Genomic DNA, 11,656 nt, shown 5'->3' with positions numbered 1-11,656 from the left:
GCCCGTAGGTTCCCGTGACCATGACAGTCAACAAACACAGGAACCGCCGGGCACCCCGCCTCCTGGCCTACGGAACGGCCGGTGCCTTAACGGTCGCGGCAGGTGTCACCGCCGTCGCCTCGGCCAGCCAGCCGGCCACGACGGCGGCGGCCACCTGCTCCTTCACCAAGTCCGCCGACTCGGCGAGCACCGGCGACAACCCCCGGCACGTGGTGACCGGCGATCTCGACGGCGACGGGAACGCCGACGTGGTCGCCGCGGACAACGACGCCGACACCGTCTCGGTGCTGCTGGGCAACGGCGACGGCACCTTCGGCACGGCCACGGACTACGCCGTGGGCGACAAGCCGTACCAGACCGTCATCGCCGACTTCGACGCCGACGGCAACCCGGACCTCGCCACCGCCGACTTCGACGGCGGCACGGTGAGCGTCCTGCTCGGCAACGGCGACGGCACCTTCGGGACCGCCACCCAGTACACGGTCGGCTCGGGCGCCCGTTCGCTGGTCGCCGGGGACGTCGACGGGGACGGCGATCTGGACATCGCGGTGGCCGAGGAGTCGGCCGGGCGGGTCAACCTGCTGCTGGGCGACGGTGAAGGTGCGTTCACCGTCTCCTCGCAGACGGTGACCGTGACCCGGCCGCACGGCCTCGTCCTCACCGACTTCGACGGCGACGGCAACCTCGACGTCGCCACCGCCAGCGTCGCCACCGCCGGCGGGATCAGCGTGGCCCTCGGCAACGGCGACGGGACCTTCGGGGACGTCACCGACTACAGCAGCGTGGCCCGCCTCTACTCGCTCACCCAGGGCGACTTCGACGGGGACGGGACGACCGACCTCGCCACGATCAGCAACGGCTCCGACACCCTGGAGGTCTACGCCGGGAACGGCGACGGCACCTTCCAGGACCCCGTCGACTACACCACGTCCGCCCTGCCGGTCGCCGTCAACTCGGCCGACATCAACGGCGACGACATCCCGGACGTGCTGGTGTCGTCCAACAACGGCAGCTCGGTCAGCGTCTACACGGGTACCTCGGGCGGCTCGCTCAGCGAGCTGACCGAGCTGTCGGCGGACGGCGCCTACGAGGCGACCGCCGCCGACGTCACGTCCGACGGCACCCAGGACCTGCTGGTCGCGAGCAGCAGCGACGACGCGGTGGACGTGTTCACCGGCTCGTGCGGCTGAGTCGGCCCAGGGTCAGGCCACGGTCAGGGTGATCGCCCCGCTGTAGTCCCCGCCCGGCTCGATGGCGGTCGGCTCCCCGTCGACCGTCATCGAGACCGTGCTCCCGGCGGGCGCGGTCACCGCCGAGTCCGCCGAGAGCGTCAGCCGGCTGAGGTACGACGTCCCGGTGACCGTCCACTCCGATCCTCCGGTGAGCGTGACCAGCACCCCGTTGTTGACGACCGGCTGCGCGGTGTTGGTGACATGGCCGAGCTGGGCGTACTCGGCGGAGGTGATGGTGTCGATCGCGTGCCGCGAGGCGGAGGCCGACAGCACGCCCGTGACGGCCGACGCGTCGAAGGTCAGTGCCATGTTCCGGCCGGTGCGCATGGCGTTGTAGAAGTCGCCGGTGAGGGCGATGGCGGTGAAGGCGGCGGTGGTGTCGGTGTCGTGGGCGGTGGAGACGTCCCAGGTGCCGTCCTTCACGGGGTCGTCGGTGGGCTCGGTGTAGACGCCGGCGTTGGACCCGGGGTTGTCGGTCTCCATCACCTGGAGGACGACGCCGTTGCCGGGGGTGAGCGCGGCGCCCTGCGAGCCGTCCACGGTGATGGTGGCCCGGACCGCCTTGTCGAGGAAGGTGGTCGCGCCGGTGGTGAGGAGCGTCCCGCCGCTGATGTGGAGCGTGCCCGCCCCGTGCCACATCACCCCGAACTGCCGGGAGGTGATGGTGGTGCTCTGCTCGGGCAGGGCGGCCAACTCGTCGTCCGTCAGGCCCAGTTCGAGGTCGGTGTTGAGCTGGGCCACGTCCGCGCGGGTGCTGTCGCCGTAGTACAGCGTGCTGTTGGAGGCGCCGATGATGGTGGCGTAGGTGCCGGTGTCGAGGGTGCAGCCGAGGATCCGTTCCGTCACGTCGCCGTCGGCGAAGGAGCCGTAGCCCTCGTCTCCGAGGTTGCTGATGGCGCAGTTGACGGCGGTGGCCTGGGCGCCCGAGACGGAGTCGGTGGAGAAGGCGCCCCAGGTCTCCGAGGCGATGGTGGAGTTGAGGTAGGTGGCCCGGGTGCCGGTGCCGATGAGGTTGGTGGCGCGGACGTTGCCGGAGATGCCGAGCCGCCAGGGCACGACGAGCATGTTCGCGCCGCCGCCGAAGACGTAGTCGGCGGGCAGGGTCCCGTTGAGGCACTGGATGCTGGAGTTCTTGACGACGACATCGGCGCCGTCCTCGGCGACCAGCCCGCTGCGTACGACCCCCTTGTTGGAGACGGTGACGCCGTCCAGGACCAGTCGTGTCCCGGACCCGGTGCCGACGAGGGCTGCGCCGTCGCCGACGAAGTCGCAGCGGCCGTTGCCGGTGAAGCCGATCGTGGTGTCGGTGACCGTGTACGCGGCGCCCTCCGCGACGTAGAAGCCGTCGAAGGCCTCGCCGGTGGAGGTGACGCTCACCCCCTGCGCCGCCGTGTCGGTCACCGTGCCGCCGACCAGTGCCGGGGTGGCGGACTTGGCGGCGACGATGCCGTCCTCGCCCACGTAGAGGGCCTGACGCAGCGGGAAGGTGACGCCCGCGAAGGTGGCGGGGTTCTGTTCGGCAACGGTGAGCACGATGTCGCCGCTGTACGACCCCGGTGCGATCGTCGTGCTCGTGGCCAGCGTGGCGGTCAGCACGGAGCCGGTCTCCACGCCGTCCACGGTCAGGGTGAGGCTGTATCCGTCGGGTACGGCGAGGGTGCCGCCCTCGGCGATCGTCAGAGAGCTGAGGGTGGTGGTCGTGGCGACCACGTACGTCTCCCCGGCTCCCACGGTGAGCGTGTCCGACGCGTCCGCCGCGCGGGCGGTTCCCGAGAGCGCCGCGGAACCGGCACCCACGGTCGACAGCGCCACCAGCGCCCGCACCCGGTCCCTCATCGACGGCTCGTACGCGCTGCTGCCTGTCGCACTGCTGCCTGTTGCCATGAACGACTCCTCCGCGGTCACGACTTGCCTACGGATTGCCTACGGACGGTTCCGGATCGCGGTGCAGTCTGCCCCAACACCCGGGAAACTGTCGACAGTTGGGCGAGATTCTCAGGATCGCTCATCAGAAACCGGCCTACTGTCGACACTCATCGGCGGGAGCCGAGGGGCGGTCGGCCGGTGTCGGCGGACGGTCTAAGGTCGTCCGGTGACGAACAGCAGCGCGACGCGTTCCCACGACCTCGACGGCATACGTCCGGCGCCGGCGCCCCCCGGCCGGCTGGAGCGCCTGCGCCGTTTCGGATACGCCGGTCCCCCGCGCACCCCGGGCGCCGGCGCCGGTGTCCGGGAGCGCCTGGTGCCGCCCTTCCCCGAACCGGGCACCCGGGTATGGCAGTTGCTGGGCGTCGGCCCGGACCGGGCGTACCGCCTCGCACGGGCGACGGCGTGGCTGGGCCCGCTGCTGGTCGCCGCCGTGGCCGGCGCCATCCGCTTCTGGCGGCTGGGGCGGCCGCGGGCGATCGTCTTCGACGAGACGTACTACGCCAAGGACGCCTGGGCACTGCTGCACCTCGGCTACGAGGGCACCTGGCCGGACCGCAAGGTCGCCGACCCGGAGATCCTGGCGCACCCGCAGGTGATCCCGCTCTCCGACACCGGCTCCTTCGTCGCGCACCCGCCGACCGGCAAGTGGGTGATCTCGGTCGGCGAGTGGCTGTTCGGGCTCGACCCCGTCGGCTGGCGCTTCATGACGGCGCTGCTCGGCACCCTGTCGGTGCTGATGCTGTGCCGGATCGGCCGCCGGCTGTTCCGTTCGACGTTCCTGGGGTGTCTGGCGGGCGCGCTGCTGGCGGTGGACGGTCTGCATGTGGTGATGAGCCGCACCGCGCTGCTGGACCTCGTCGTGATGTTCTTCGCGCTGGCGGCGTTCGGCTGTCTGCTGATCGACCGGGACCGGGCGCGGGCCCGGCTCGCGGCGGCCCTGCCCACCGGCGCGGACGGCCGGGTGCGCCCGGACGCGGACACCGGTGACCGCGCCGGGACGGGAGCGCGGCCCTGGCGGCTGGCGGCCGGGGTCCTGCTGGGCCTCGCCGCCTCGACCAAGTGGAACGGCCTGTACGTCCTGGTCTTCTTCGTCGTCCTGACGCTGCTGTGGGACGTCGGCGCCCGCCGGGTCGCCGGCGCCCGCCACCCGTACCGGGCCGTGCTGCGCAGGGACTTGGGCGGCTCGGTCCTCGCCCTCGTCCCGACGGCCCTGCTGACGTATCTGGTGACCTGGACCGGCTGGTTCCTGTCCGACGACGGCTGGGGCCGGCACTGGGCCGACGGCCGCGGCGGCACCTGGTCGTGGATACCGGCCCCGCTGCGCAGCTTCTGGCACTACGAGTACCTGGTCTACCAGTTCAACGTGGGCCTGCACACGCCGCACAAGTACCAGTCGAACCCCTGGAGCTGGCTCGTCATGGGCCGCCCCGTGCTGTTCGCCTACGACTCCCCGCCGCCCGGCAGCTGCGGCGCGGCGACCGCCTGCACCAGCACCGTCCTCGCCCTGGGCACCCCGCTGCTGTGGTGGTCGGCGTGCGGCGCCCTCGGCTACCTGCTCTACCGCTGGGCCCTGCGCCGCGACTGGCGGGCCGGCGCGATCCTCTGCGCGGTGGCCGCCGGTTACCTCCCCTGGTTCCTCTACCAGGACCGCACCGTCTTCTCCTTCTACGCCGTCGTCTTCGTGCCCTACCTGTGCCTGGCCGTGGCGATGACGCTGGGCGCCGTACTGGGCCCACCGGGAGCGGACCGGCGCCGGCGCACCCGGGGCGCGGTGGCCGCCGGCGCCCTGGTCCTGCTCATCATCTGGAACTTCGTCTACTTCTATCCCCTCTACACCGGGCAGACGATCCCGTACTCCGGCTGGCAGTCGAGGATGTGGCTGGACACCTGGGTCTGAGCCTCACCGGGTGCGGGCAGGGGCCGGGGCGGGGCGGGCCTCGGTGAGGGTCTTCTTCGGGTGGTGGCGGGGGACGACGTCCTGGGGGAAGGTCAGTTGGGTGTTCATCCACTTCAGGGCGGCGGGCATCTCCCGTACCCAGGTGGGGAAGTTGTGGCTGCCGTTCTCGGGGAGGATGGAGACGACCCGCATGGGCGCCTTGACGGCCTTGATGAAGGCCTCGGTCTCGGGGTAGCCCTTCTCGCCGTGCCTGCTGTTGGCGACGAGGACCGAGACCTGCGGGACGGGCAGGTGCTTCAGCCGCCACATCAGGTCGTGGCCGTCGACCCGGGCCCGGCGGCCGGGACCGCCGCCGAAGAGGTTGCCGGTGGTGGGGTCGTCCTTGACCTTGTAGTCGGGGGAGAGCGCGGCGGCGGTGGTGTAGACGCCGGGGTCGCGCAGGGTGAGCTGGAGGGCGCAGCTGCCGCCCGAGGAGTACCCCAGGACGCCCCAGGAACCGGCGTCGTGACCGGCCCGGTAGACGGACCTGATGGACTCCGGCAGGTCCTTGGCGAGGAACGTCTCGGTCTGCGGTCCGCCGGGGACGTCCACGCACTCGGTGTCACGCGGCGGGGCGATGGTGGGCCGGATCATCACCATGATCGTCGGCTGCATCTCGCCCTTGCCCTGCAGTTCCCCGGCGGTCTGTGAGACCCGCAGGTGCTCGGCGAGGTTGAAGATGCTGCCCGGGTAGCCGCTCAGCGCGACGATCACCGGGAAGCGCATCCGGTGGTACGCCTTCTGGAAGTACTGGGGCGGCAGATAGACGAAGGCCGGGTCGACCACGCCGGTGCGCCTGCCGATGATCTTGACCGACTCCACCCGCCCGACGGACGCGGCGGGTCCGTCCGGCAGCCCGCCGACCCGGCTCAGCTGTTCGTCACCGGCGGGCTGCACGAGCGCGCCGCGGACACTGCTTATGCCGTTCACCGAGCCGCCGCCGTTCCCGCCGGCCGCCTGGGTCACGCCGACGGGAGCGGTGTCGACGTGACCGAACAGCTCGCCCCAGGAACCGAAGAACTGGTACGACGAGTTCACCGCGCACGCGAACGCCGCGACGATCGTCACCTGCGTGACCCCGATGACCGCCAGCCGCCCCAGCACGGACCACAGTCCCGGCCTGGCGAAGCGCGGCCAGAGCCAGACCAGCAGCGCCACGCACAGGGCGGCGAGCGCCGCCAACGCGTATACGGTCGTTCGACTGGTCAAACCCATGTCGTCAGTCCCTGACTTCCCTGCCTGTGCACTTTGCCTACGCACAGGAGGAGGGCGGAGGAGCCTTCCGCGTTCCGTAACGAGGGATTCAGGAAGAAGTCATTGCCTGTTCCTTTATGTCACACCGTGGGCCGAGTACGGCCCGGGCGCTCACCTGACGTCGACGAAGTCGCCGGCCGCCGTGGCCGGGCCGGTGGTGGCGCTGCCGGTGAAGACGTAGCGGAAGTAGCCGTCCGCCTTCGCCTTGGTGGTGGTCCTCAGGGTGCCGCCGCTGCCGGTGGTGACGGTCTTCAGGGTGGTGTAGGCGGTGCTGCCCTTCTTGCGGAACTGCAGCTTCACCGACTGCCCCTGGTAGCCCTTGTAGGTGCCGCCCGCCCAGTCCGCCCGGGTCAGCTTCCCGGTGACCGTGACGGTCCGGCCCTTCTTCACCGGCTCGGGCGAGGCGTTCACCGTGACCTTGGCGTACCGCTTGATCCGCGCCGTGCCGGCGACGTCGGCGTCGGTCCAGTCGTCGGTGGTGTCCTGTGCCTCGGCGAGGACCTTCCAGGTGCCGGCGAGGCCGTTGTGGTCGAGGTCCCGCGCGGCGTCCACGGTGAAGCTCAGCTTGCAGGTGGAGACGGCGGGGTCGGTGGCGGAGACGGTGCAGGTGCCCGCCGGCGGGTAGTGCGGCAGGATGCCGTCGGCGTCGTCGGTGTTGGGGCCGTGCCACAGGTAGGCCCAGGAGGCGGCCACGCCGTCCGGGTCGGTCGCCGTCCAGGTGAGGGTGACGGTCTTCTTGGTGGTGAGGCCGAGCACGATGTCCTTGCCGCCGTTGACGACGACGTCCGAGAACACCGTGGGGCCGGACGCGGCACGGTCCGCCGCGTGGGCGGTGGCGGCCGGAACCACGGACGCGGACAGGGCGGTGGCGAGGGACACGGCGGCTACGGCCGGGCGGATACGCATGAAGGGCCCCCTTCGGGATCGGCGGGCGCGCCGTCTCCCCGCGGCACGACCCGATGATGTGTGACGCCACCTAGACATACGGGGGCCGGTCCTGGTTGCCCTGAAGTTCCGCTGTCGTTCACGGATTCCGGTCAGGACCGGCGGAGCACCCGGTTCGCTCCCGCGGCGGCCGTGGTCACGAGGATCCAGCCCGCGCTGACCAGGACGAGGGAGATCCGGCCGTGCGCGGTCAAGAGGGCGCCGGAGCCCGCACCCCCTCGGCCAGTGAGCCCGCACCGCCCGCGCATGCCGTGCGGCGCGCGCCGGCCGTGCTCTCCCTCGCGGGCAGCGGGCGGTCAGAGCCGGTCGGAATGCGCCCTGTTGACGCCATCCGGTGTTCGGCAGCGGGCTTGGACGGGCATCGTGAAGACAAGGCGGTACGGCGGCGGAGCCGTCCCGCGCGACGGTGTGGGCCGGGGGGCGCGAGGGACCTGTCGACTCTCTCAGCAGGCCGGTGTCCGACTTCCGGCGCGGCATGCGTGCCCCCTACCATCACACCCTGCCCATGGGTGCTGACCCGCGGCGGCCGCGCGGCGCCGCGTACGCGCGGGCATCGCCCGTGCCGGGCACCGCGCGGACCGTGACGGAGGGGGAGAGAAGGCCATGGTGACAGCGCGGGGCGCCCGCTCACCGCGACCGTTCGGCGCGGTTCCCCCGATCGTCCTCGCCGGCGCCGGGGCACTGGCCGCCGGCACCGTCTGCGGGCTGCTCCTGCAGGTCACGGGCGTCGCGGACACCTCGGCCCTGGTGGACTCCCGCAGCTATGTGTTCGGCGCCGGGCTGCTGCTCGCCGTGGGCCTGTACGGCAGCACGTACGGCATCGACCTGAAGGCGCTCCGCGCCGACCTGCGCGGGGTGGTGGCGGCCGTCACCCTGGGCGTGGTGCTGAAGGCCGCGCTGATCACCGGGACGATGCTGCTGGTCTTCCGCAGGCCGGAAGCGCTGGTTCTGGGCGTCGCGGTGGCCCAGATCGACCCGCTGTCGGTGGCCGCCCTCGGCCGGAACGACCGTATGTCGCCACGGGCGCGGTCGCTGCTGACGGCGTGGGCGTCCTTCGACGACCCGATGACGGTCCTGCTGACCCTGTACCTGGCGGGCGTGGCCCACCCGTTGACCGGCGGCACGGGCACGCCCGGGATCACCGGCGGCGGCACCGGCGGCTATCTGGCCGGGCTCGGCCTCAACGCCGCGCTGCTGGCCGGTGTGCTGCTGCTGTGGTTCACGGGGCGCCTGCTGGCCGCCAAGGCGCCCGACACCGTGTCGGCCCGGCGGACCGTGGGGGGCGCCGCGGTGCTGCTGGTCGGGGCGCTGCTGGTGCTGGCCGCCGCACAGCAACTGATGCTCGCGGTGGCGCTGGCCGGTCTGGTGGTGCGCTCCACCGTCCTCGGCAAGGTGGTCGACCGCGCGGTCGGCGGCGCGTACCTGGCCGCGTTCTCGGCGCTCGGCCTGCTGCTCGCGCACGGGGTGGCGTGGTGGCCGGGACTCGTCCTGGGCGTGGCGGCGTTCGGCGCCCAGGCCGTGGTGGCGCTCACCGTGATGCCGCTGTTCGTGAAGGGGCTGGCGCGCACCGACCGGATCGAGCTGGGCCTCGGCCAGCAGAACGGCATCACGGCCGTCCTCATCGCCCTCACTCTTGAGCGTGATTTTCCGGGCACCGCCGCCACGGTCGGTCCCGCCGTCATCACCGTCAACATCCTTTACGGCGCCGGGCAGGCGCTGCGCTCCCGCGCTCCGCGTCGGCCGCGCGGCGGCGGTGCCGGGGAGGACGCCGGGGAACTCGCCGCCGAGCCCGGGCGTCAGTCCCGGTACGGCCAAGAGACCGCGGGCGAGAACGTGCTGGAGCGGCGGTCGGTCGCCTAGCCGCCGGCATCCGCAAGTCGTACCAACCACCGGACGCCGGTGGCCGAACGGGGAGAGACGCATGAGGCAGACGACGGAACGCGGTCGGCACGGGTTATCGAGACGGGGTGCCCGTGCGGCGGAGGCCCGTGCGCCGGAGGCCCGCGCACCGGAAGCCCGCGCGGCGGAAGCCCGCGCACCCGAGGCCCGCGCGGCGGAAGCCCGCGCACCGGAAGCCCGCCCGCTGGGTGCCCGGCCCTCGCTGCACACGCCCGAGCAGCACCCACCCGCGCGGCACACGTCCAAGCGCCACACGCCCGCGCAACGCCACGCACCCGCGCAGCGCCCGCCCGCCCGGCGGACCGCCGTGTTCCGGCGTCGGCCGCGGCTCCGTGCGGTCGCGCTGACCGCCGTGTGTGCCTGTGGGGCCGCGCTGTTGCTGTCGGCGGCCGCTCCGGCGTGGGCCGGTTCTGCCGGGTCCAAGGAGCGGGACGTGCAGCTCGTGTACTGCCTGGACCCCGCCCGGCTCGACAGTCTGGTCGCCGCGGCGGTGCGGTTGCGGCTGCTGCGCGCGGACAGTACGACGGGCCCGGCCGGGGTGCGGCCCGTCGGCTCCGCCGGGCGGCTGACCGCGCAGGAGTGGGCCGACCGGCACGAGACCGACTTCGCCCGGGCCTGTTCCGCGCTGATGGCCGCCTCGTCCGACTCCCCCGCCACGGCGGCCGGGACGGACGGGGGCGGCGGGGGCGGCGGCTGGCTGTCGGCGCTCTGGCAGGGCGTGCTGCTGTCGGCCGCCGGTGCGCTGCTCACCCTCCTCGGCCAGACCTCGGAACGCGTCTCCGCCGAACGGCGGGAGCTGCGCAGGCGGTTGGTCGCGGAGGAGGCCGCGTTCCGGTCGACGGCGCGCACCTATCTGACGGGCTACGAGAGCGATCCCCGGGGCGCCGATCACCCGGCGGTGCGTGCGGCACGCGAGGCGCTGGCGGCCACGCTGCTGCGGGTGCCGGGCCCCGAGGTCCGGCGGCGCGCCGCCCGGCGCCTCGCCGAGGGGCTGCCGCTGTCCCGGCCGCTGCCCGCCGTGCGCAACGGCACGGTGCTCGGCGCGGACGCCCGTACCGGCGAGGCCCGCGGGCCCGGCGAGGCGCTGGACGCCCTGCCGGGCGCCGTGTCGGACCTCGACCGCCCGCCCGGCTACTGGACCCTGCGCGCGGTACGGGAGCGGAGCACAGGGGACACACGGGACGCACGGAACACACCGCGGACTCCGGACACGACGCCGGGGGCGGCCGTATGACCCAGTCCGTGGGGACGAACCCGTACGGCGTCCGCGTGCCGGGCGACGGTTCCGGGCTGTGGTGGGAGACCGAACCGCTGGACGACCATCCGCTGGTGGCCTGGGAGGAGGACAGCCATGTCCGGGCGTGGGTGGACGTGGACCACGCCGAGGAGCAGGTGCGCAAGTTCGAGGCGAGCCTCGCCCGGCTGCCCGAGATGATCCTGCCGCAGGTGGACCGCGGGCACGTGGTGGTGGTGACCGGGCCGGTCGGCATGGGGAAGACCACGCTCATCCACCGGTGCGTCCATCTGATGCAGGAGCGGCTGCGGGAGGCCGCCGCGCGGGCCGAGCGCAGCCGGCTGGGCCCTGACGACATCCGGCCGCCGCGTCCGGTGGTGGTGATGACCGGCGGGTACCGCAACCACGCCGACTCCGTGAGCGTGGACGAGCGGGGCCGGTTCGCCACCACCGAGGGCATCAACGGCGCCATCCGGAAGAAGATCGTCTCCGAGCTCGAACTCCGGCTCACCGACGTCGTCAAGGGCCGGGTACCGGTCGACGGAGCGGTCTTCGACACGTTCGCGGAGATCAGCCGGCTGCTCGCGGAACAGGACGCGATGCTGCTGGCCCTGGTGCCGCATCTGGGCTGGCGGGACGACATGGGCGCGGTGCGCACCGAGTTCCTCAGGAGCTGTCTGAGACACGCGCGCAGCCGGATCGTACTGTTCGTCGAGGTGGGTCACCACGACCCGCGCACCGCACACGACGAGGTGATCGCGGTCCTGGGCAGCCAGCCCGCGCTCACCCACCTCTCGCTCGGCAGCCTCAGCCCGGAGGACACCGTGAAGTTCAGCCAGGCGGCCCGCGGGGACCATCCCGACCCCGACGCCTTACCGACGACGGCGCCGGACGCGCCCCGCGATCCGGAGGCCTGGCGCCACTCGGACGTGCGGGAACTGCGGAAGATCTGCTTCAGCGTCGCCGAGGAACAGCGCAGAAGACACGGCCGGGTGCGGGTCACCGCCTCCGACCTGCCCACGCCCACCCCCGATCTGGCCTCCCTGGCCCGCCTGCCACCCGCCCCGGCCGGGGTGCCCCCGCAGCCGGCGCCCCCGCCCGGCGCCTGACCGGACCCCGTCCGGACCCCGCCGGACCCCGTCCGGACCCCGCCCGGGCCACCGCTCCCAAGGACCCGGTCCGACACCCGCCCCGCCCCCGCCCCGCCGCTCGGAACGCCCGAACCGG

Annotated in this window: 8 protein-coding genes; 5 read left to right on the top strand and 3 right to left on the bottom strand. The window is 72.9% G+C overall.

What is annotated here, in order from left to right; genetic code table 11:
* The first annotated feature begins 20 nt into the window (after window positions 1-20).
* Window positions 21-1,190, top strand: coding sequence for an FG-GAP repeat domain-containing protein (locus tag ACGFZS_RS01840; protein WP_393793474.1), 1,170 nt, complete (start codon window positions 21-23; stop codon window positions 1,188-1,190).
* 12 nt (window positions 1,191-1,202) lie between these two features.
* On the opposite strand, the gene ACGFZS_RS01835 is transcribed toward ACGFZS_RS01840, so the two are convergent.
* Window positions 1,203-3,116 carry a hypothetical protein gene (locus ACGFZS_RS01835; RefSeq protein ID WP_393793473.1) on the bottom strand — a complete coding sequence of 638 codons (1,914 nt, stop codon included), beginning with the start codon at window positions 3,114-3,116 and terminating at the stop codon, window positions 1,203-1,205.
* A gap of 250 nt (window positions 3,117-3,366) precedes the next feature.
* Between ACGFZS_RS01835 and ACGFZS_RS01830 the strand changes: the two genes are divergently transcribed.
* Window positions 3,367-5,058 (top strand): dolichyl-phosphate-mannose--protein mannosyltransferase, encoded by a 1,692-nt coding sequence (locus tag ACGFZS_RS01830; RefSeq protein ID WP_393794099.1) that lies wholly within the window; start codon window positions 3,367-3,369, stop codon window positions 5,056-5,058.
* Window positions 5,059-5,061: 3 nt separating this feature from the next.
* On the opposite strand, the gene ACGFZS_RS01825 is transcribed toward ACGFZS_RS01830, so the two are convergent.
* Both ACGFZS_RS01825 and ACGFZS_RS01820 read right to left on the bottom strand, forming a co-directional pair.
* On the bottom strand, window positions 5,062-6,312 hold the full coding sequence (locus tag ACGFZS_RS01825) for an alpha/beta hydrolase (protein WP_393793472.1): 1,251 nt from the start codon (window positions 6,310-6,312) through the stop codon (window positions 5,062-5,064).
* Between the two features lie 150 nt (window positions 6,313-6,462).
* Window positions 6,463-7,257: a hypothetical protein gene (locus ACGFZS_RS01820; protein WP_393793471.1), complete on the bottom strand. Its 795-nt coding sequence runs from the start codon at window positions 7,255-7,257 to the stop codon at window positions 6,463-6,465.
* 642 nt (window positions 7,258-7,899) lie between these two features.
* Between ACGFZS_RS01820 and ACGFZS_RS01815 the strand changes: the two genes are divergently transcribed.
* The 3 genes from ACGFZS_RS01815 to ACGFZS_RS01805 all read left to right on the top strand — a co-directional run bounded on the left by ACGFZS_RS01815 (window position 7,900) and on the right by ACGFZS_RS01805 (window position 11,538).
* Entirely contained in the window at window positions 7,900-9,156 is a 1,257-nt protein-coding gene (locus ACGFZS_RS01815) for a hypothetical protein (protein ID WP_393793470.1), read from the top strand.
* Between the two features lie 472 nt (window positions 9,157-9,628).
* The gene (locus ACGFZS_RS01810) at window positions 9,629-10,429 is read left to right on the top strand and encodes a hypothetical protein (protein ID WP_393793469.1); all 801 of its coding nucleotides are present in this window, start codon (window positions 9,629-9,631) and stop codon (window positions 10,427-10,429) included.
* Complete coding sequence (locus tag ACGFZS_RS01805; protein WP_393793468.1) at window positions 10,426-11,538, top strand: hypothetical protein; 1,113 nt, start codon at window positions 10,426-10,428, stop codon at window positions 11,536-11,538. The genes ACGFZS_RS01810 and ACGFZS_RS01805 overlap by 4 nt, the downstream gene beginning before the upstream one ends.
* Window positions 11,539-11,656 lie beyond the last annotated feature (118 nt).

This window comes from Streptomyces sp. NPDC048288 (assembly GCF_043201555.1).
Lineage (GTDB): Bacteria > Actinomycetota > Actinomycetes > Streptomycetales > Streptomycetaceae > Streptomyces.
The sequence above is the reverse complement of the archived record's forward strand: the minus strand, read 5'-3'. Positions and strand labels throughout refer to the sequence as shown.